Genomic DNA, 21,004 nt, shown 5'->3' with positions numbered 1-21,004 from the left:
TTGAAGCGGTTCGGTAAACGCGGTTCGGCGTATTACCGGGAATAAGGTTAGGTGAAAATCTCTAAAATCAATATGAGATTTTTTGTGAATAAATGGCGCGATTAATTCGGCGCGAGAAAATCCGCGGCCGCCGGCGCGGTTTCCGCGATCCGCGCCTTCATCGCGTCGATGAACGCGCGCACCTTTTGCGACGGCAACCGCGTCGACGGATACACCGCATGAATCCCCGCCCGCGCCGAGCGCCACGCGGGCAGCAGCCGGACGAGCCGGCCGGCCGCGATGTCCTCCGCGATCGAGAAATCCGTCAGGAACCCGAAGCCGCCGCCCGCGAGCGCGATCGCGCGGCAGGCCGTCGCGGTGTTCGACACCACCGGCGCGGTGCAGCGCACCGACGCATGGCCGCCGCTCGTATCGTCGAGTTCGAGCGTATGCGGGCGTGACGGCGTCGACAGCATCACGAACGGCAGCGCGGCGAGCGCGTCCGGATCGCGCGGCAGGCCATGCCGTGCGACGAACGCGGGGCTCGCCACCACCCATTTCTCGTATTGACCGAGCTGCACCGCGCGATAGTTCGAATCCGCGAGGCGGCCGAGGCGGATCGCGACGTCGAGGTTGTCCGCGACCAGATCGACGACGCGGTCGTTCGCGATCTGTTCGACGTCGAGCCCCGGATGCGCATCGCGCAGCGCGACGATCGCCGGCGCGACGACCAGCGCGCCGTAGTCGATCGGCACGCTCACGCGCAGCGTACCGCGCAACGGTCCCGCGTCGGACGACACCGCGTCGAGCGCGCTTTCGGTCGCGCGCACGATGTCGCGGCACGCGTCGTAGAACGCGCGCCCCGCATCGGTCACGCTCAGCCGCCGCGTGGTGCGGACCAGCAGGTTCGCGCCGACTTCGGATTCGAGGCGCTGCATGTGCGTGCTGACGACCGTCTTCGCGAGGCCGAGCCGCTCGGCTGCGGCCGTCAGCGAGCCGGCATCGACCACCGCGACGAAGATCGCCAGCCGGTTCAGGTTCACGTCGCGCAGATCGGCCATCGTTGATTGTCCTATAGGAAAGGATAATGTTTCAGCGATTATCCGCCTTCTGGATGTGAACGGCGAGCGCTACGCTGCGGGCTGGTCGTCGCCGATTCCCGGCGGCGCGAGATCCAGGAGCCTTTTCATGCCAGCCGCCAGCAAGCCCGTCCGTCCGGTTCGTGTCTATTCGTTCCCGCTGTCCGGGCATGCGCACCGCATCCGGCTGTTCCTGTCGCTGCTCGGGCTGCCGTCCGACATCGTCGACGTCGACCTCGCGGCCGGCGCGCAGCGCGAACCCGCGTTCCTCGCACTCAATCCGCTCGGCCAGGTGCCGGTGATCGACGACAACGGCACCGTGCTCGCCGATTCGAACGCGATCCTCGTCTATCTCGCGAAGCGCTACGGCGACGCGCACTGGCTGCCCGACGATGCGGCAGGCGCGGCGACCGTCCAGCGCTGGCTGTCGTATGCGGCCGGGCCGATCGCATCGGGGCCGGCGGCCGCGCGGCTCGTCACCGTGTTCAACGCGTCGCTCGATCACGACGCGGCCAAGCGCACCGCCGCGAAGATACTCGCCGTGATCGACGGCGAGCTCGCCGGCAAGCCGTTCGCCGCGGGCGCGCAGCCGACGATCGCCGACATCGCCGCCTACACGTACATCGCGCACGCACCGGAAGGCGGCGTGTCGCTCGAACCGTATCCGCACGTGCGGGCGTGGCTCGCGCGCGTCGAGGCGCTGCCGGGCTTCGTCGGCATGCCGACGACCCGTGCCGGCCTGCTCGCCGCCTGACGCGAAGCGCCACGACACGTCTTTACCGGGAGAAACGTGATGACCGCACCAACCGCCGCCGTACCGGGCTGGGAACTCGACGTTGCGCCTTTTCATGCGGGCGAGCTCGCCGTGCAGCAGCGCGCGGGCGTGACGGAGGCTGCGGGGGCGGCCGGCCGGCGCGGGATCCGGCGCTTCATGCCGGAGCAGCACCGGGCGTTTTTTGCGCAGCTGCCGTTCTTCGTGCTCGGCGGGGTCGACGCGCACGGCCAGCCGTGGGCGACGCTGCGGGTCGGGATGCCCGGCTTCGTGACGGCGCCGGACGCGCGCACGCTGCACATCGATGGCGATGCGCTGCCCGGCGATCCGCTGGCCGGTGCGTGGCAGCCGGGTGTGCCACTTGGCGGGCTCGGCATCGAGTTCGACACGCGCCGGCGCAATCGCGTGAACGGCGTCGTGCGTGCGGTCGACGGCGGTGCGCTGACGATCGCGGTCGAGCAGAGCTTCGGCAACTGCGCGAAGTACATCCAGGGTCGCAAACCCACGTTCGTGGCGCGTGAAGGCGATGCGTCCGGCGAGGCCGACGTGTCGGACCGCTTGAGCGATGCGGATCGCGCGCTGCTCGCGCAGGCCGATACGTTCTTCGTCGCGAGTGCGAACACGTCGGCCGATGCGGGCGCCGCGCGCGGCGCGGACGTGTCGCATCGCGGCGGCATGCCGGGCTTCGTGCGCGTCGACGACGCGTGCACGCTGACGACGCCGGATTTCAGCGGCAACCGCTTCTTCAACACGCTCGGCAACCTGCAGCACGATCCGCGCGCGGGGCTGCTGTTCATCGATTTCGACAGCGGCGACGTGCTGTATGTCGCCGCGCGGGCGGAGATCGTGTGGGACGGGCCGCTCGTCGCGTCGTTCGACGGCGCGCAGCGGGTCGTGCGGTTTCATGTGCGCGAAGTGCGGCGCACGCGGGGCGTGTTGCCGTTCCGGTGGTCGGCGCCCGAGCGGGCGCCGCAGTTTGCGGCGATGGCTGAGGGTTCGGCGATCGCGGGTGCGCAGGCGGCATCCGCATCCGTATCCGCATCGCCCTCCAACTGGCGCCCGCTGCGCATCGCGAAGATCGTCGACGAAGCGCGCGCGATCCGCTCGTTTCATTTCGAACCGGCGGACGGCGGCGTGCTGCCGGCCCATGAAGCCGGGCAGCATCTGACGCTGCGCATCGCGCTGCCGGACAGCGAGGCGCCCACGATCCGCAGCTATACGCTCTCCGATGCACCCGGCGCATCGCATTACCGGATCACCGTGAAGCGCGAAGGACGCGTGTCGGCATGGCTGCACGACCACGCGCATGCCGGGATGACGCTCGATGCGCAGATGCCGCGCGGCCGCTTCACGTTCGACGTCGCGAGCCCGCGTCCGGCCGTGCTGGTGTCGGCCGGCATCGGCATCACGCCGATGTTCGCGATGCTGCGACGTGCGCTGGCGGACGACACGCCGTCGCGCCGCGTCGTGTTCGTGCACGGCGCGCGCGATACGGCCGACCGACCGTTCGCGGCGGAGCTGACGCGCATCGCGGACGCCGACGCACGCGTGTCGCTGCACTGGTTCGACAGCCGGCCGCAGCGCGACGGCGCGGCGCGGCCGGGCCGCATCGACGTCGCGCAACTGAAGCGCATCCTGCCGTTCGACGACTACGATTTCTACCTGTGCGGGCCGTCCGCGTTCATGCGCGATTTGTACGACGGATTGCGTGCGCTGAATGTGCCGGACGAGCGTATCCGCTTCGAGGCGTTCGGGCCGTCGAGTGTCGTGCGCAGTGCGACCCGCGCGGCGGGAGCGCCGTCGGTGGCAAGCGTGCCCGTCGTGTTCCGCCGTTCCGCGCGTGACGCCGCGTGGACGCCGGCCGACGGCACGCTGCTCGAATTCGCGGAAGGTCAGGGCGTGGCGGTGCCGTCCGAATGCCGTTCGGGGTCGTGCGGCACGTGTGCGACGCGCGTGCTGTCCGGGGCGGTCGATTACGTGCAGTCGCACGATGCGCCGGTCGAGCCCGGCTGCGCGCTGCTGTGCGTCGCTCAGCCTGCCGAAGGGGCCACGGAGCCGCTGGTGCTCGACCGCTGACGTGCGTGCGGCATGCGGTCGCACAGCGCGTGCTGCGCAAAAAACGCTCGCAACTGCTTCTTTTTCAGGAGGCCTGTCGGATCGACGATAGCGTCAACCGATAGAGGAAAAGGAGCAACATCATGAAACTGTTCAGCATGATCCGGCTGGTTCTGTGGAGTTTCTTCGGCGTACGCAACAGCAAGGCGCACGCGTCCGATCTCGCGAACGTCAACTTCACGCTGCTGCCGTTCGTCGCGATCGTGCTCGCGGTGCTGGTCGGCGCGGTGATCTACGGCGTCGTCCATCTGGTCGTCGATCCGACGGTGACGATGCAGGGGTTCTGAGCGCTCGCCGAATCACGCGGGCTGCCATGCCCGCGTTCCCGCCTCTCGCCGCCCACTTCGGCCGATTCTCCGGCCGTCAGCCCCGCCCGGGGTAAAATGCGCGCCACGCCGCGATGTCGCGTGCGACGGGCATTCCGCCGTTCCGACGAACGGCGCACGCAAATGCCCGGCGCACGCACCGGGGCGTTCGAAGCGTCCCCTGCATGACAACACCGCGCGACGCAGCCGGCCGCCCGACACGCACCCGATCCCCGGATCGGCGGCCGCGTCGGCGCCTGGCGCGTCACCGGCATCCGATGTCCCATCCTGCGCATTCCCGATCGATCGGCACGCAAGCGGCCGAATCGTGAGATTCGTCAGATTCGTCCGATGAATGTCGTGCCGACGGTCGTGCCCGGCGGCTCGCCGGGACCGTCGCGGGGTCATGCGCGAGGCTGCGCTTCGCGGCTGCATAACGTGTTTCGACAGGGTCGAGTGGCGAGTTTTCCATCCAGAACAATGACGGTGAATAGAACAACAGCGTCGCCCGCACGGCGGCGGCGCGCGAAGGTCGGCGTGGGCGTCGGTCTCGGCATCACGCTTTTCGCGGCGCAGGCCGCCGCGGCACAGGGCGACGCGCGGGCTCCCGAAGCCGATGCGGCCGCCAGCGCGACGCTGCCGGCGATCGCGGTCAGCGGCGAGCGCGGCGGCGCGTTTCGCGCGCGCGAAGCGTCGGTCGCGGGGCTCGACGACGCGCCGCTGCGTGACACGCCGGCCTCCGTCAGCGTCGTCACGCGCGCGCAGCTCGACGACCAGCAGGCCAAGCGCCTGAGCGACGTGGTGCGCAACGATGCGTCGGTCGTCAACGACTACGCGCCCGTCGGCTACTTCGAAGGCTTCGCGATTCGCGGTTTCCCGGTGGATCTCGCGAGCGCGATCCGGATCGACGGGCTGACGGTGTCCGGCGAGCAGAACGTGCCGCTCGAGAACAAGGAGCGCGTCGAGATCCTGAAGGGGCTGGCCGGCATCGACAGCGGCGTGGTCGCGCCGGGCGGCGTGATCAACTTCGTGACGAAGCGCTCGGCGAACGTCGCGAGCGTGACGACCGGCGTCGATAGCCGCGGCTCGACCTCGGCGGCCGTCGATCTCGGCCGCCGCTTCGGCCCCGACCATCAGTTCGGCTTCCGGATCAATGCCGCGAAGGAGAACATGCACTCGTACATCGACGGCACGAACGGACGGCGCACGTTCGGCTCGATCGCCGCCGACTGGGACATCAGCCCGCGCGCGAGCCTGCAGCTCAACGCGGAATTCCAGCAGTGGATCCAGCGTTCCGCACCCGGTTACCAGCTGCTCGGCGGCACCGTCGTGCCGTCCGTCAACACGACGTCGAAGGCGCTCGGCACGCAGCCGTGGGCGAAACCGGTGACGACCGACGCGCTGAACCTGAACGCGCGCTTCGACTACCGGTTCAACGACGACTGGAACGCCTACATCGCCGCGGGCCGCAGCCGCACGATGATCGACGACAACAGCGCGTTCGCGTACGGCTGCTATTACGCGCCGAGCTGCGCGGCCGGCGCGACGTCGCCGTTCTTCTTCGGCGCGAACGGCGACTACGACGTGTACGACTTCCGCAGCCCCGGCGAATACCGCCGCAACGACGACCTGCGCGCGGTGACGACAGGCAAGTTCGCGACGGGCCCGCTGCGCCACGAGCTGACGCTCGGCGTGAGCGTGCAGCGCCGCGTCGTGCACATGGCGAACGCCGTGTACGACTACGTCGGCAGCGAGAACATCTACGGGCCCGACGTCGCGTTCGCGCCGTCGCCGAACACGGCCGGGCCGTCGTATCCGCAGCTCGATTCGTGGCAGTACGGCGTGTTCGGGCTCGACCGCATCAGCATCGGCGAGCATTGGCAGGTGCTCGCGGGCGGCAAGGAAGTGCTGCTGCGCCAGCGCAGCTGGGACAGCCTCGACGGCGACGCGACGCACACCGACCGTTCGGTGTTCCTGCCGCAGGTCGCGCTCGTCTACAAGCCGGTGAACGTGCTGTCGCTGTACGCTTCGTACAGCAAGGCGCTGTCGCTCGGCGACCAGGCGCCCGTGCGCGCGACCAACGCGTATGCGTTCCTGCCGCCGGTCGAATCGCACCAGTTCGAGCTCGGCGCGAAATACGACTGGCTCGACCGGCTCAGCCTGACGGCCGCCGTGTTCTCGATCAGCAAGCCGTTCCAGTTCGCCGATCCCGATGCGTCCGGCACGAGCTACACCTTCGTGCAGCGCGGCACGCAGCGCCACCAGGGGATCGAGCTCGGCGCGGCCGGGCGGCTCACCGAGCGGCTGTCGCTGACGGCCAGCGTCGCGGCGATTCGCGCGCGCGCGTACGATTCGGGTTCGCCGGCGTACGAAGGGCACCAGATCATCAACGTGCCGGCACTGCGCGCGTCGCTGTACGCGGATTACGCGGTGCCGGGCGTCGCGGGCCTGAACATGCTGGGCGGCGTCGAGTACAGCGGGGGCCGCAACGCGAACGAGGAGGGCACCGCGCGCGTGCCGTCGTGGTTCGTGTTCAATCTCGGCGCGCGCTATACGACGAAGATCGGCGGCCATCGCACGGTGCTGCGCGTATCGGTGGACAACCTGTTCAACAAGTTCTACTGGCGCGACGCGGGCGAGCAGCAGGGCGACGCGTATCTGTTCCCGGGCGCGCCGCGCACCGCGCGCGTGTCGCTGACCTATGATTTCTGATCGACCGGATCCGGCCGCGTGACACGCGGCCCCGGCAGCTAACCAGGAGAGCACGGACGATGTCCCCACTCGAAATCGCCGGCGTGATCGTCAGCGCGCTCGCGATCTGGCTGACCGCGAAGCGGCGCATGCTGTGCTGGCCGGTCGGGCTCGCGTCGGTCGCGCTGTACGGCTGGATCTTCTTCGATGCGAAGCTGTATTCCGACATGCTGCTGCAGGGCGCGTTCGCGGTGCTGCAGGTGTACGGCTGGCGCCGCTGGATCGCGCAGCGTACGCTGGAGGCGAACGGCGGCGCGGCGCCGGCAGGCGACGTCGCGCCCGTCGCCGGCGTGCGGCCACGGCAGATGCTGCCCGACCTGATGGCGGCCGTCGTCGGCAGCGCGCTGCTCGGCGGGATGATGGCGCGCTGGACCGACGCCGCGCTGCCGTTCGTCGATGCGTCGCTGACCGCGTTCAGCCTCGTCGCGCAATACTGGACCGCGCGGCGCTACATCGCGTCGTGGGGGCTGTGGATCGTCGTGAACGTCGTGTACGTCGGGATGTTCGTGTTCAAGGAACTGTATCTGACGGCCGGACTCTATGCGCTGTTCATCGCGCTCGCCGTCATCGGCTGGCGCGACTGGAGCCGCACGGCCGACGCGCTGCGCGCGAGCGCGAACCCGGCGGGCTGATTCGCGGGCCGATTCAACTACGGAGCTACGTCGTTCATGTCATTTCCACTCGAGCCGGACGGGCCGCTATCGCCGGACGTCGCACCGCCGCAGTTCGGTGTCGACGGCGAGCAGGCCGAACGCGACTGGCCGCTGATGACGCACGACGAGGTGGCGGCGCTGCTCGCGCGCATCGACGGCGCCGGCGAACCGGCGCGGCTGACCTGGCACAGTCCGAGGCAGTTCGCGGCGGCCACGCTGGTGCGGATGACGGACGGGCGCGCACTGTTCGTCAAGCGTCATCACGTGAGCCTGCGCGACGTCGCGGGGCTCGAGGAAGAGCATCGTTTCATCGCGCATCTGCGCGCGCGCGGGATGCCGGTGGTGGACGTGCTGGCCGATCGCAACGGCGCGACGGCCTTTGCGTGCGGCGACTGGACGTACGAGGTGCATGTGGTCGCGCCCGGCGTCGACGCGTATCGCGGCGTGATGTCGTGGCAGCCGTTCACGCATTCCTCGCACGCTTACGCGGCCGGCCGCGCGCTGGCCGAGCTGCATCGCGCGTCGGCCGGTTACGACGCGCCGGCGCGGCCCGTGCGCACGCTGCTGTCGAGTTTCCGCGTGCTGTCATCTGACGATCTCGCGGGCGCGCTCGAACGCTGGGTCGACGCGCAGCCGCTGCTGGTGCGCGCGCTCGGCACGCGCGACTGGCGCGGCGATGTCGCGGATGCGATCGGCCCGTATCACGCGCGCCTCGTGCCGCTGCTGCCCGCACTGTCGCCGCTGTGGACGCACGGCGACTGGCATGCGTCGAACCTGCTGTGGACCGGCGCAGGCCCCGGCGCGCAGGTGCGCACCGTGCTCGACTTCGGCCTGTCCGATCGCACCTGCGCGGTGATGGACGTCGCGCTTGCGATCGAGCGCAACACGGTCGACTGGATGGCGCCACCCGATGCGCGTCGCATCGAATACGCGCACATCGATGCGCTGCTCGACGGCTACGAATCGCTCGAACCGTTGAGCGACGACGCGTATGCGGCGCTGGTCGCGATGCTGCCGATCGTGCATACGGAGTTCGCGCTGTCGGAGGTCGCGTATTTCGGGTGCATCATCGACGCCCCGGCGATCGTCGATGTCGCGTACGACGGTTATCTGATCGGACACGCGCGCTGGTTCGGTGAACGCGACGGGCGGCAATTGCTCGACTGGCTGGTGCAACGCCGGCGTGCGAAGCGGGGCAGCGTGTAACGCGCGTGCCGGACCTCTCCAGGGCACGCGTGTCGACTGCCCGAACTTCATCTCCCTGCCGTGCGGCGGTCGCGTCGCACCTTCACTGAACCTGCCTGACCGCCGGCGCGGGACGCTGTTTTCGCAGGACGCTGCCCGGGATCGCCGCACCAGCGCACGTACCTGACCGGCATCAGCGGGTCGCGAGGCTGTCGTGATTGTCGGCCTGCGGCGTCTTCTCGCCGGCATGCATCGAAATCACGTGGAGTTCCTTGTTGCGCGCGATCATCTCGCTGGTCGGCGGGTACTGCGTCTTGCTCGTCGGCACCACACCGTCGTGTTGCGCCTGCTTCAGTTCGTTGATGACTTCCGTGCGGGTCTTGCCCTGCGTTTGCGTTTGTGCGAACGCGGCTTGCGTGGTGATGCCGAGCGACAGCATGGCGGTGACGAACAGGGCCGTGAGTCTTGTCGTTTTCATGGAGCTCTCCTTGATGAGGCCGCCGGGTGGCGATCCATGCATTCAGTATGCGAAAGCAGCCGGGCGTGACCGTGATCGGAAGATGAAAAGTGCGTCAGATTGCGCGATGGCGCGTGTGACGCAATCGTCATGTTCGGGTCATGCATGCGACGGGAGCAAAGCGGAACATGCAGTCAACCAGCGGTGGACATGTCGGGCGCATTGCCACCGATAGGCGATCCGGCCGCTGGCATGCGCATCGTTCGCCGCGAGAGTCTCGACAGCGGACGAGCCTGTCACGACGCTTCCATTCGTTCGCCAAATGAATCGCCTGTCTGTCCGCTCGTCGCGCCTCGTCATGCTGGTCATCCCGCTTCTCGTCTCGCTTCTCGCAGGCTGCGCATCCGTGCGCCCAGGCACCGGGCCGGCCGCATCGACCGGCGCGGCAAAAGCAAAGCCCGTTGCCGCCGAGTTGATGCCAGGCGAGCAGATCGACTACGCGGGGCATCGCTGCGGCAATCCGAACCTGTACGTGAAGACGCATCCGTGCCTGTTTCCGCAGCGCAACGTCGCGCGCTGAATACCGTGGCCGCGGCCTCGTGAAAGAACATGCAAAAAAAGTGCTTCGTGGATTTCCGTAGACGTCGCTTGCCGACCCATTGCGGTCGGTCGTCAGATCGCGGTCCCTTCGTCGCTTCTTGAAGTACTGCGGTCATCCGACGGCCGGTCTTGTTGGTCGGGCATCGGCCAACATAGTCAACAGCGCCGCAGAACCTTATCGACTTGGCGTACGCCGACTTCCGAGTCATTGGATTTGAGGAAGCCGCGTCAGAGAGAGATTGCGCCGGAAGCTGCTTGTATTGCCGCGGCAATCTCGTCTTCGCTGCGCCCCCCATTGATGGCAATGCTTCCCCCAAAGACGAAGTGAGGAACCGAACGAACACCGGCATTGGCCGACTTGAACGCTTCCGCTTCGACGCGATGGTGCTGTTCAGGATCAAGAGCGATTGCGCGCGCCTGATCGCGGTCAAAACCGTAGTCGATGGCAATGTCGGCCAGCACGTCCGCGTCGGCGATGTCCTTCGCTGCGATGAAATAAGCATGGGTGATTGCAACTGCGAGCCTGTGCTGCGTGTCAAGCCCAGCGGCTGCCAGAATCACGGCATGAGCAGCTTGAGTCGGATAGGTCCAGAGCTGGCGGCCAAGATCCAAGTCGAAGCCCGAAGCGCGGGCTTCTCCTTCAGGGCGAGTAAAGGCGATTTTCGGATCGGTTATGCCGTAGCGCGAGCGCAGCAAATCAGGAATGTAGAGGCCGCCTGCCGGCGCATCTGGCAGTAGCAGGACTGGATGCTGCCGAATGTCAACAGCCAAGTTGGGGAAACGCTCCGCCAGCACTTTATCGAGACGGTGATGCCCGACGATGCACCACGGGCATGTGATTTCAGTATAGAGGTCTATTTGCATGACCATGTTCTCGTGATCGAATCTTCGAAGCCTTGCACCGTGTGCTTTAGCTTCGGCCCTTGCACGCCCGCATTATTGATGAGCGCGTCGATGCGCGGTTCCTTTTCGGCCAGTTTTGCTGCGTTCCGCACGCTCGTCAGATCTGCGAGGTCAAGCGGCAAGAATGCGAGATTCGCTTCAGATGTATTCAGACGAATCCGGCTAATCGCTGCTTCCGCTTTCCGCTCGTCACGGCACGCGAGAAGCACCCTGGCTCGCCGCGTTGCCAACGTACTCGCTATTTCAAAGCCTATGCCGGTGTTGGCGCCGGTGACGACAAAGGTCTTTCCCGATTGATCGGGTACATCAGCATGGGTGAATCCGCTCATGGCGTGAACCTTGTCGAGACGTTATTGCGTCAGTGGTTGGCGATGCCTGGCGCGGCACGCACGAACTTCTTGTCGGTCACCTGGTCGACCAAGAACTTCGCAAGATTGCCTCTGGAGAGCTTCATGCTGAGTTTGGTCTTTCCATACCAACCCACATCCACGCCGCCATCGTCGGGGCCATCCTTGAGGTTAGGAATGCGTACCAGTGTCCAGTCCAAGTCCGAATTGGCGATCAATTCGCCAGTCGCCTTGATGTCCTCATACCCCTTGCGCGCGATAACCTTGAACAACAGCACGAATGCATGGGTTTTTAAGGCAGAGCCATCCTTGGGATCACGATAGGCAGCCGTAGAAATCTGGATAAGGCGGCGCACGCCTGCGTGCTTCATCGTGGCGATGATGTTGGTCAAGCCGTGCATGATCGGCTTATCGCCTTGCACCTTGAGACTGTTGGGGCCAAGGGCGCTAATGACCGCATCGGCACCTTGGACGCACTTCGCAATGGCACTCTGGTCTTGCAGGTCGCCGACCACAATTTCGACCCTTCCCGCGAACGACGCGAGTTTCTTTGCGTCGCGCGTATAGACCGACAGGTTGTAGCCCTGCTTCAAGGCTTCCTCGATGATGTGTCTCCCGGTCGGCCCGGTTGCACCGAACAGCGCGATGGTTTTTTTCCCGGCCATGAGGTCACGCAGCCTTCGCCAACAAGGCTTTGACGGCCGTTTCGGTGTTGGCGATTGCGGCCTGCGCCGCATCGGGGCCGAAAACCGTGCCTTCGACACGCACCACTGCAACGTCGGTTAGGCCGATGAAACCGAGCAGGTGCAGCAAATAGTTGGTCTGAAAGTCGAACGGTGCCCAGGCACCTTCCGAGAACACGCCGCCGGTAGCGGTAACGAGATAGACCTTCTTGCCGGTCAGCAGCCCCTTCGGCCCAGTATCGCCGTAGCCGAAGGTGACGCCCGGCCAGGTGACGTGATCGAACCAAGCCTTTAGCTGCGAGGGCAGACCGAAGTTGATCATGCCCGAACCGAGCACGATCACATCGGCGACCTTCAACTCATCGACCAACTCTTGCGCGACCTTCACCGCCTCGACCTGTTCCGGCGTGCGATCTCCGGGCGACGTGATCCGGCCTTGGATGTAGGCCGGTGCGATATGGGGCGGAGGATTCGCGGCAAGGTCGCGCACGGTCAGCGGGCCGCCCGAGCGGGCCTGGATGCCATCGGCGATTTCGGTGGCAAAGCGGGTGGAAAGGCTGTCAGCCCCGCGCGGGCTGGAAGTGACAAGTAGGGTGTGGCTCACGGCGGCTCCAAGGTATAAAAAGAGAACTAAGTAAGGTATTGGCCCTTACTTACCAATTCATACAAAGGATGGTATGGTTCCTGCCGTTTCCCCACAAGAAGGCACACGCATGTCACTTAGTCACCCCGAGCTACCTGCCGATATGCCTGCACCTGACGCTGGCGGCTGCCTGGCAACTCGTGAAATCCTGGATCGCATCGGCGACAAGTGGAGCCTCTACATTGTCGCTAGGCTGGCCAATGGCCCGCGGCGCTTCAACGAATTGAAGCGCGGCATCGACGGCATTTCCCAGCGGATGCTGACACTGACCTTGCGCGGACTGGAGCGCGACGGACTGATAACGCGAACGATGTATCCAACGATTCCTCCTCGCGTCGATTACGAACTCACTGACATGGGAAGAACGCTGTTGAAGCCTGTCATGGCGTTGGTCAACTGGGCGAGCGAGAATCAAGTCGCCATCGCCGAGGCGCATAAACGTTTTGACGAGGAGCCGGAGCCAGATCAGGTCTCGATTCAGGGCGTTGTCTACCAGCGTCGATAGACGAGTCTAGGCCGTAGGCTTGTGCAGACACAGCGGCGAAATCCAACTGCCAGCTCGAGTTGGGACCTGCCCCAACGCGGATCTTTCGGGGGGTGAGAAGGCGCTGCATTTTCCGATCTATCCAACCAACAGTCGGCCACGGCCGATCGAAAAAGTCGCATGGCATGACTGGGTGTCCGCTCCCTGAGCCACCCGGGACGCCTCAACGTCTCGCCGTCGACGCAAACCAATGACGCTCCATGGCCGAACCCGGTCGGTTGGCATCGGGGGGGGGCGGCCGACTGGCGGATGCCGACCCACTTCAGCCCTTCGACGCCGCCTGAATCAACGGCGGCTTGCGCGGTACACCGGCTATTTCCGCCATCGTCCACACCGGCGGAAGTTGGGTCCTTACCTGCGGTTCACGCGTTCGTGATAATTCCCCAACTTCCGAGCCGAAGCCCTTGGCGTGCGGGCACCTTGGAAGGCCGCCTGACGGCAGACCAGTTGAGAACTGCTTGACGCTTTTGCAGTCGCCAGAGTTCCCTGGGCCCAAAGCGTCAATCGCCCCGCCTCTTAATACCGCCGGTCAACAAAGAGATCGCGGTACGCAGTAGATCGTCGATGTGATCGACATCCAGTCGAAGGCTATCGGGGCGCCACATCAGGCTGATAACGCCATTCATCATTGCCCACAGCGCCGTCGAGGCGTGTTCCGGCTCGACGTCTGCATGCACCCACCCTTCATCGATACCTCGGCTGATCAATGCAGCCAATTTGGCGTTTTGCTGTTTGATGAGGGCAGCGATGCGCGCGAGCGCCTCCGGCTCATTCGGTGGTTCGACAAGGATACGGAATTGGTGCGGGCGCTCCTTGGCGAACCGCGCGTAAGCATCTGCCACACAACGTAGTTTCTTCTCCACATCACCATCGGATGCATAGGCCGCGTCCATGTACTCGCGGTTTTCTTCCAACGCGCGCTCCGCCACGGCAATGAGCAACGCGGAACGGCCACCTACACGGTTATAGAGCGTCTGCACTGCGACATCCGCCCGGCTCGCAACCGCTTCAGGCGTGACCGCGTCCAGTCCGCCCTCCGTCAGCAACGTCTCGGCGGCTTGCACGATCGCCAGGCGGGTCGCGGCTGCCCGGCGCTGAGTTCTGGATTCCATACGGGGTTTTCCCTCATTAATTGGAGCGAGCTACAAACATAGAATGCATTCCAACATTGGATTTCAATCTACGATTTTACACCTTGGAGGGACACATGGCCGGGCGGAGAAGTGTCGAATTCGTGGCTGGCGGCCGCGGAGAACATTGCCGTGGCTGGCTGTACGAGCCTCGCGGGACGGGCCCGTTTCCCGTCATCGTGATGGCACACGGGCTGGGCGGAATCAAGGAAATGCGGCTCGACGCCTATGCGCAACGCTTTTGCGCGGAGGGCTACGCGTGCCTCGTGTTCGACTATCGACATTTCGGTGCGAGCGACGGCTCCCTTCGCCAATTGCTCGATATCGATCGTCAACTGGAGGACTGGTCGGGTGCGATCGCTTTTGCACGCGGGCACAGCAATCTCCGGCCGGATCAGGTGGTCCTGTGGGGAACATCCTTCGGCGGCGGTCATGTGATTCTCTCCGCAGCACGCGACCGGACCGTTGCCGCTGCCATCGCGCAATGCCCGTTCACGGACGGGGTCGCGTCGTTGTTCGCGTTGAACTGGCGTAGCGCGCTCAAGGTTACCGCGCTCGCTCTATGCGATGTACTGCTATCCCTCGTCGGCAGGGCGCCGGTGATGGTGCCGACGGCGGGTCCCCCCGGTTCCGCCGCGTTGATGACTGCACCGGATGCCCTGGATGGCTATCTCGCGCTTGTCCCTGACGGCACTGCATTTCGCAATCAGGTCACAGCACGCTTCGGCCTGAACATCGTTCGGCACCGCCCGGGTCGCAAAGCAGGCGACATTTCCTGCCCGATTCTGTTTTGCGTTTGCGAAGCCGACTCCGTCGCTCCGGCGGGGCCGACGAAACGGTATGCCAGGCGCGCGCCCAAAGGGGAAATGCGCGCGTATCAGGCAGGCCACTTCGACATCTATGTGGGCAAGGACTTCGAACAGGTGGTCGCCGACCAGCTGGCATTTCTCCACCGTCACGTTCCAACGAAGCAAGGAGGCGCGCATGTCAACTTATAAGCTGGCGAACAAGGTGGTGGCCATTACCGGTTCCACCGGAGGCCTGGGATCGGCCTTGGCCGAAGCGCTGCACGCACGGGGGGCGCGCCTCGCACTTTTCGATCTGGAGGCAGACAGGCTCACGGCGCAAACTCGCAGCTTCGGCCACCCTTCTGACGTTCTTGGCTGGACCGCCGACGTCCGCGATTTCGAAAGCCTGGAAGCCGCAATGGCGAATGCGGCGGATCACTTCGGTCAAATCGATGTGGTCATCGCAAACGCGGGCATTGACACCATGGCCCCAATGGCCACCATCGACCCGGCCGCGTTTGATCGTGTCATCGACATCAACCTCAACGGCGTGTGGCGTACGTTCCGGGCCGGCTTGCCGTTCGTCCAGCAACAGCGCGGGTACATGCTGGCGATTTCGTCAATGGCCGCGTTTGTGCATTCGCCGCTACAGGCGTCCTATACGGCCAGCAAGGCGGGCGTCTGGGCGATGTGCGACAGCATCCGTCTGGAGCTTCGTCATCTGGGAATCGGGGTCGGCAGCGCGCATCCGACGTTCTTCCCGACGCCCCTGATGGACGATGTCGTTGGCGATCCTGCCGGCCGGGCATTGTGGCGAGGCAACGATCGAGGCTTCTGGAAGATGATCCCGCGAGAGCAGGTCGTGCGGGATATCGTGGCGGGCATCGAGCGGCGCGCGGACATGATCGTCGTACCAAAGATCAACACCATCGTGGCCAAGGCACCCGGCTTCTTCAGGCGCTTCGTCGAACGCGCTGGCTTTCGCAGCGAGGACATTGAACGCGCCATCAGTCTGGCGTCGGCAACTGGATGGAACGACTCGGCTGCGCACGCTCCAGCGAAATGAATGGCATCCGGTGGCTGCAGAAACCGATCGGCTTCGCGTGATCAGCGGAGCCGATGGCCCGGCATCCATCGCCCCCTGTTTGCGCAGCAATGGAATTCCAATAGCAGAGGAGCAGTACACAATGGCTTACGATCTTCAGGGAAAAGTCGTGCTTATCACGGGTGCGGCAGGCGGCATTGGTGCTGCGACCGCGCGCGAGTTGCATGCATGTGGAGCACGACTCGTTCTAACCGATGTGACGCAGGCTTCAGTGGACCGCCTCGCCGCGGAGTTTGACCCGGAGCGCACGATTGCCCTGGCGCTCGATGTCACTGATGCTGCCGCCACCAGGGCGGTCGTCCAACACGCCGTCGATAGATTCGGCCGCCTCGACGTTGCGTTCGCCAATGCTGGCATCTCATGGCACGATGTGCCCGCCACCGTTTACAGCTGCAATGAACAGGAGTTCGAACGAATCGTCGAGGTCGACCTGTTCGGTGTCTGGCGCACGATCAAGGCCGCATTGCCGGAGATCGTCCGCAATCGAGGTCAGGTCCTGGTCACCGCTTCGGTCTATGCGTTCGTGAACGGCATGGTCAACGCGCCTTACGCAGCGTCCAAAGCCGCAGTCGAGATGCTCGCGCGTTCACTGCGCGCCGAATTAGGCGGCACCGGGTCCACGGCGAGCGTGCTCTATCCGGGATGGGTGGCGACAGCAATTGCCAAGGTCGGCTTTGGCGGAAATGCGCTGGCGACGAAATTGATTGAAAAAGGGTTTCCTGCACCGTTGCGGCGACCGATACAACCCGAAGACGTCGCCAAGGCTGTCATCAAAGGGCTGCGAGACCGCCAACCGCGCATCGTCGTCCCGTTCCGGTGGGCACCGTTTTCGTGGACGCGAGGAATCTTCAACATCGTGACCGACTGGCATCTCGGGCGACAACATGAAATGCATAAGTTGATGCGCGAGCTTGAGCGCGCTCGAGACCGACAAAGCTAGCGCGAGTTCTGAGCGGTATGTTGGCAGCGCCGGCGAGCGGCTTTCCGTCTGAAAGGACGGCTGCTGCGCGCTAGCGTAAGACTCCCGGCAACTGAGAGGATCGGGTTGCCTCCAAATGGCCGTTTGCTAGTGCGGAGCGGACGTCCACGCGGCCATGTGACTGTGCTGGAGAATGACGCCTCCCGGCCGAACGCCGACGTTCCTCCCCAGCGTTCCCCCGTAATCCGCGATGAACCAAAAAAAGCCCGGCACTTCACGTGTCCGGGCCTAACGCGTGTTCGTGCCGTGCGGCAGCGAATCGCTTGCGTGGGTGTAACGGGCATTGCCCGTCACGTTGTCGATCGTATAGAAGCGACCCATCGCGAAGCTGATCGGAACATGAAATTTTTGTCATGCAGGGGCGAATGCGTCGCGGTGCGACTCGCGCGATTCGTCTTCGACCGGTGACGCAACCGTCGTCGCACAATCACGATCGCGCGGGCGCGCGCCATGCGGCACCGGTTCGAGCTCGAACACCTTGAAGCCGCTGCGCGTTCAAGACAAAGCGGGCGTGTCCGCACGCCCGCGTCGGGTCACACCTGCGCGAGCGCCTGGTCGAGGTCGGCGAGCAGGTCGTCGATATGCTCGATGCCGATCGACAGACGCACGGTTTCCTCCTTCACGCCGGCCTTCGCGAGTTCGGCGGGCGATAGCTGGCGGTGCGTCGTTGAGGCCGGATGCGTTGCGAGCGACTTCGTGTCGCCGATGTTGACGAGCCGCGTGAACAGCTTCAGCGCGTCCTGGAACTTCGCGCCGCCGTCACGGCCGCCCTTCACGCCGAAGGTCAGGATGCCGGGCGCGCGGCCCGACAGGTAGCGCGCGACGAGCGGATGGTCGGGGTGATCGGGCAGTCCCGCGTAGTTCACCCATTCGACGTGTTCATGGCTTGCGAGATGCTGCGCGATCTTCAGCGCGTTGTCGCTGATGCGTTCGACGCGCAGCGCGAGCGTCTCGATGCCCTGCAGGATCTGGAACGCGTTGAACGGCGAGATCGCCGCGCCCATGTTGCGCAGCGGCACGACGCGCGCGCGGCCGATATAGGCAGCCGGCCCGAACGCTTCCGTATAGACGACGCCGTGATAGCTGACGTCGGGTTCGTTGAGCCGCTTGAAGCGGTCCGCATGCTGCGTCCACGGGAACTTGCCCGAATCGACGATCGCGCCGCCAAGGCTCGTGCCGTGGCCGCCGAGATACTTCGTCAGCGAGTGCACGACGATGTCCGCGCCATGTTCGAACGGGCGCAGCAGGTACGGCGACGGCACCGTGTTGTCGACGATCAGCGGGATCCCGTGGCGATGCGCGATGTCGGCGAGCGCGGCGATGTCGGTCACGTTGCCGAGCGGGTTGCCGACCGATTCCGCGAAGATCGCCTTCGTGCGCGCGTCGATCAGCGGCTCGAACGATGCGGGGTCGCGCGGATCGGCGAAGCGCGTCGTGATCCCGTATTGCGGCAGCGTGTGCGCGAACAGGTTGTAGGTGCCGCCGTACAGCGAACTGGCGGACACGATGTTGTCGCCGGCTTCCGCGATCGTCTGGATCGCGTACGTGACGGCCGCCTGGCCCGACGCGAGCGCGAGTGCGCCGATGCCGCCCTCGAGCGCGGCGATCCGCTGCTCGAGCACGTCCGTCGTCGGGTTCATGATGCGCGTGTAGATGTTGCCCTGGACCTTCAGGTCGAACAGGTCCGCGCCGTGCTGCGTGTCGTCGAATGCGTACGCAACGGTCTGGTAGATCGGCACCGCGACCGCGCGCGTGGTCGGGTCGGGGCGATAGCCGCCGTGCACGGCGATGGTTTCGAGGCGCCAGTTCGAAGAGGCCTGATCGGTCATGGGTGCTCCATCTGTTGTTGTGGTGGTCGAGCGATTATAGGAGGACGTGCGCGGCTACCCTTAGAACGAATGGTTTGTTGCTTATGGCGACGCGGTGCATAAAATGCCTTTTCCGCAAACAAGGGGTGCGCGATGAATCAGGACCGTTGGAACCAGGTGGATGCGTATTTTTCCGCGACGCTCGTGCCGTCCGACGACGTGCTCGACGCCGCGCTGGCGGCGAGCGACGCGGCCGGGCTGCCCGCGATCAACGTCGCGCCGAACCAGGGCAAGCTGCTGCAACTGCTCGCGACGATCCGCGGCGCGCGCCGGATTCTCGAGATCGGCACGCTCGGCGGCTACAGCACGATCTGGCTCGCGCGCGCGTTGCCGCCGGGCGGCACGCTCGTGACGCTCGAACTGAACCCCGAGCATGCGAAGGTTGCGACGCGGAACATCGCGCGTGCCGGGTTCGCGGAAGTCGTGACGGTGGTGGTCGGCAGCGCGAAGGACAGCCTCGCGCGGCTCGTCGATGCGGGTGAAGCGCCGTTCGATTTCATCTTCATCGATGCCGACAAGGACAGCAACCCGGTCTATCTCGACGCGGCGCTGAAGCTGTCATGGCCCGGCACGGTGATCGTCGTCGACAACGTCGTGCGCGGCGGGCGCGTGGCCGATCCGGACAATCGCGAGCCCGACGTGGTCGGCGTGCGCGACGGGTTCGCGCGTCTCGTGGCCGACCCGAACCTCACGACGACGGCCGTGCAGACGGTCGGGCAGAAGGGGTGGGACGGGTTCTCGATCTCGATCGTCGGCGGGTGATGTGGTGCTGCGTGACGTCGCAAGGGCATGCACTCCGCTAGCCCTTGGCCGGATCCGTATCGCTGCACTGGTCGGGATCGTCGCGCAGCAGGATCCGGCGGATCGTGCCGTGATCGTAGAACGGCACTTCCGGGCAGAACTTCCGGCCCGCCCGCGTTTGCGCCGGCTTCCATTTGACAGCTTCCGTGCGGACGCGCGTCGGTGCGTGACCGGCAGGAGCCGCCTTCCAGATATCGATGTACGTGCGCGCGAGGAACGGTGAATCGTCAGCTTCGCAGTCCTTAGGAGCGGGCAGAGTGGAGCGCAGGATGCCGGAAGCGGTTTGCTCGATGCGTTGCGGGAATGCGATGAAGCCGTCTCCGTAGTCGGGCACCATATAGCAATAGCGACGCGTGTTCCCATCGAGCACAGGCAGCAGATAGCTGGTGGCCGAGTCGATTTCCTTCACATCGTTGCCCTGCCAGCGGTAGGTCGTCACGCCGTGCTCGGCGGCACTCGCGCGCCAACTCGCCCAGATGATCCGGTGTACGGGATCGAACGACGGTGAGGTGATCGCCTGCAGTTTAGGCGGTGCATCGACGAAGCGCCGCGTCTTCGGGTTGAAAATCCACGTCTGGTACGGAATGTTCGGGCCGGCGCCCATCGACTGCGCGAGCATCAGGTCGGGCCAGCCGTCGAAGTTCACATCGTCGAATTCGGGCGTGAAAATGCCGCAGGTGCCTTGTGAATCGGTCTCGAGCGTTTGCACGAGGCGAGCGTGATCGTAGAGCCGAATCGCCGTGACGTGCGGGGTGTCGTCGCACGACCCATCGCCCGGCAGTGCATTGGCGACGAGGCGGACGTCGTAAGGGAATCGCTTGCCATCGTGCTTTCTGGCGAGCGACACGGGAAGCGTGCGTTTGCCGTCCGGCGAGATCCACGTGCCCGATGCCGTCTCGACGAAGCGGTCCATCTTCCACGTACCCGTGACGCGATCGGGATTTGATACGGCGCCGATGTCGCGCTCCGACAGCGACGCTCCCTGCGTGCCGAACGATCCCTTCAGCGACAGGCGATAGCGTGTGTCTGCCGCGCACGGCGCATAGCAGTACATGCCTGTCAGCGTGTCGGCCACACGCGACAGTGCAACCTCGATATGCCGGTTGCCGAGCGTGCCGGCCCACGCATCGGACCACACCGGGAATTCGACCGTGGGCTCGGCGCGCGCAGCCGTCGATGCGGTCGCGGCGCTTGCGGGCGGGCACGCCAACAGGATGGAGGCGGACGCGAGCAAAATCGCGTCGACGCGTCGACGCACCGACGCGAGGGAGGACGGTTGCATGGCTCGGAGCCTCGGGATTGTTGTTGATTGCCGGC

At 65.3% G+C, this 21,004-nt stretch carries 21 protein-coding genes; 12 read left to right on the top strand and 9 right to left on the bottom strand.

The genetic code is table 11. From position 1 onward, the window contains the following. Positions 1-101: 101 nt before the first annotated feature. On the bottom strand, positions 102-1,040 hold the full coding sequence (locus ACVK00_RS02820; protein ID WP_228909195.1) for a LysR family transcriptional regulator: 939 nt from the start codon (positions 1,038-1,040) through the stop codon (positions 102-104). 127 nt (positions 1,041-1,167) lie between these two features. Between ACVK00_RS02820 and ACVK00_RS02815 the strand changes: the two genes are divergently transcribed. From ACVK00_RS02815 to ACVK00_RS02790, 6 genes are all read left to right on the top strand, one after another. Further along, positions 1,168-1,812, top strand: a complete 645-nt coding sequence (locus ACVK00_RS02815) for a glutathione S-transferase family protein (RefSeq protein ID WP_284891179.1) — start codon at positions 1,168-1,170, stop codon at positions 1,810-1,812. Between the two features lie 39 nt (positions 1,813-1,851). Next, positions 1,852-3,906 carry a pyridoxamine 5'-phosphate oxidase family protein gene (locus ACVK00_RS02810; RefSeq protein ID WP_284891180.1) on the top strand — a complete coding sequence of 685 codons (2,055 nt, stop codon included), beginning with the start codon at positions 1,852-1,854 and terminating at the stop codon, positions 3,904-3,906. A gap of 122 nt (positions 3,907-4,028) precedes the next feature. Further along, positions 4,029-4,232: a DUF2970 domain-containing protein gene (locus tag ACVK00_RS02805; RefSeq protein ID WP_006750787.1), complete on the top strand. Its 204-nt coding sequence runs from the start codon at positions 4,029-4,031 to the stop codon at positions 4,230-4,232. A gap of 498 nt (positions 4,233-4,730) precedes the next feature. Further along, positions 4,731-6,962, top strand: a complete 2,232-nt coding sequence (locus tag ACVK00_RS02800; RefSeq protein ID WP_284891182.1) for a TonB-dependent siderophore receptor — start codon at positions 4,731-4,733, stop codon at positions 6,960-6,962. Positions 6,963-7,021: 59 nt separating this feature from the next. After that, complete coding sequence (pnuC, locus tag ACVK00_RS02795) at positions 7,022-7,633, top strand: nicotinamide riboside transporter PnuC (protein ID WP_228909202.1); 612 nt, start codon at positions 7,022-7,024, stop codon at positions 7,631-7,633. Between the two features lie 36 nt (positions 7,634-7,669). After that, on the top strand, positions 7,670-8,860 hold the full coding sequence (locus ACVK00_RS02790) for a phosphotransferase enzyme family protein (protein WP_284891183.1): 1,191 nt from the start codon (positions 7,670-7,672) through the stop codon (positions 8,858-8,860). A 172-nt stretch (positions 8,861-9,032) separates the two neighbouring features. Here ACVK00_RS02790 and ACVK00_RS02785 read toward each other — a convergent pair whose 3' ends face one another. Continuing rightward, complete coding sequence (locus tag ACVK00_RS02785; RefSeq protein WP_228909206.1) at positions 9,033-9,317, bottom strand: DUF4148 domain-containing protein; 285 nt, start codon at positions 9,315-9,317, stop codon at positions 9,033-9,035. 301 nt (positions 9,318-9,618) lie between these two features. Between ACVK00_RS02785 and ACVK00_RS02780 the strand changes: the two genes are divergently transcribed. After that, complete coding sequence (locus tag ACVK00_RS02780; RefSeq protein ID WP_284891185.1) at positions 9,619-9,876, top strand: hypothetical protein; 258 nt, start codon at positions 9,619-9,621, stop codon at positions 9,874-9,876. Between the two features lie 248 nt (positions 9,877-10,124). Here the strand turns inward: ACVK00_RS02780 and ACVK00_RS02775 are convergent, their stop codons facing one another. From ACVK00_RS02775 to ACVK00_RS02760, 4 genes are read right to left on the bottom strand one after another with little or no spacing between them, the layout of a single operon-like run. Next, positions 10,125-10,760, bottom strand: coding sequence for a DsbA family oxidoreductase (locus ACVK00_RS02775; RefSeq protein WP_284891186.1), 636 nt, complete (start codon positions 10,758-10,760; stop codon positions 10,125-10,127). Continuing rightward, a complete protein-coding gene (locus ACVK00_RS02770; protein ID WP_284891187.1) occupies positions 10,751-11,128 on the bottom strand; it encodes an SDR family NAD(P)-dependent oxidoreductase in 378 nt (125 codons plus the stop codon). The genes ACVK00_RS02775 and ACVK00_RS02770 overlap by 10 nt, the downstream gene beginning before the upstream one ends. A 29-nt stretch (positions 11,129-11,157) precedes the next feature. Continuing rightward, positions 11,158-11,811 (bottom strand): NAD(P)-dependent oxidoreductase, encoded by a 654-nt coding sequence (locus tag ACVK00_RS02765; RefSeq protein ID WP_284891189.1) that lies wholly within the window; start codon positions 11,809-11,811, stop codon positions 11,158-11,160. Positions 11,812-11,815: 4 nt separating this feature from the next. Next, positions 11,816-12,433, bottom strand: coding sequence for an FMN-dependent NADH-azoreductase (locus ACVK00_RS02760; protein ID WP_284891190.1), 618 nt, complete (start codon positions 12,431-12,433; stop codon positions 11,816-11,818). A gap of 109 nt (positions 12,434-12,542) precedes the next feature. On the opposite strand from ACVK00_RS02760, the gene ACVK00_RS02755 reads away from it, so the two are divergent. After that, positions 12,543-12,977, top strand: coding sequence for a winged helix-turn-helix transcriptional regulator (locus tag ACVK00_RS02755; RefSeq protein ID WP_284891191.1), 435 nt, complete (start codon positions 12,543-12,545; stop codon positions 12,975-12,977). Positions 12,978-13,516: 539 nt separating this feature from the next. On the opposite strand, the gene ACVK00_RS02750 is transcribed toward ACVK00_RS02755, so the two are convergent. Further along, entirely contained in the window at positions 13,517-14,128 is a 612-nt protein-coding gene (locus ACVK00_RS02750; protein ID WP_284891193.1) for a TetR/AcrR family transcriptional regulator, read from the bottom strand. Positions 14,129-14,223: 95 nt separating this feature from the next. Here ACVK00_RS02750 and ACVK00_RS02745 point away from each other — a divergent pair, with 95 nt between their 5' ends. From ACVK00_RS02745 to ACVK00_RS02735, 3 genes are all read left to right on the top strand, one after another. After that, positions 14,224-15,144: an alpha/beta hydrolase gene (locus ACVK00_RS02745; protein WP_284891194.1), complete on the top strand. Its 921-nt coding sequence runs from the start codon at positions 14,224-14,226 to the stop codon at positions 15,142-15,144. After that, entirely contained in the window at positions 15,131-16,000 is an 870-nt protein-coding gene (locus ACVK00_RS02740) for an SDR family NAD(P)-dependent oxidoreductase (RefSeq protein WP_284891196.1), read from the top strand. Before ACVK00_RS02745 ends, ACVK00_RS02740 begins: the two co-directional genes overlap by 14 nt. Before the next feature lie 121 nt (positions 16,001-16,121). After that, positions 16,122-16,979 (top strand): SDR family NAD(P)-dependent oxidoreductase, encoded by an 858-nt coding sequence (locus ACVK00_RS02735; protein ID WP_284891197.1) that lies wholly within the window; start codon positions 16,122-16,124, stop codon positions 16,977-16,979. A 572-nt stretch (positions 16,980-17,551) separates the two neighbouring features. Here ACVK00_RS02735 and ACVK00_RS02730 read toward each other — a convergent pair. After that, entirely contained in the window at positions 17,552-18,847 is a 1,296-nt protein-coding gene (locus ACVK00_RS02730; protein ID WP_228909215.1) for an O-acetylhomoserine aminocarboxypropyltransferase/cysteine synthase family protein, read from the bottom strand. 132 nt (positions 18,848-18,979) lie between these two features. Between ACVK00_RS02730 and ACVK00_RS02725 the strand changes: the two genes are divergently transcribed. Beyond that, a complete protein-coding gene (locus tag ACVK00_RS02725) occupies positions 18,980-19,648 on the top strand; it encodes an O-methyltransferase (protein ID WP_284891198.1) in 669 nt (222 codons plus the stop codon). Positions 19,649-19,685: 37 nt separating this feature from the next. On the opposite strand, the gene ACVK00_RS02720 is transcribed toward ACVK00_RS02725, so the two are convergent. Continuing rightward, the gene (locus tag ACVK00_RS02720) at positions 19,686-20,969 is read right to left on the bottom strand and encodes an XAC2610-related protein (RefSeq protein WP_354123185.1); all 1,284 of its coding nucleotides are present in this window, start codon (positions 20,967-20,969) and stop codon (positions 19,686-19,688) included. Between the last annotated feature and the right edge of the window lie 35 nt (positions 20,970-21,004).

The sequence above is a fragment of the Burkholderia sp. PvR073 genome (assembly GCF_054055695.1).
This window is presented reverse-complemented; position numbering and strand designations above follow the sequence as displayed.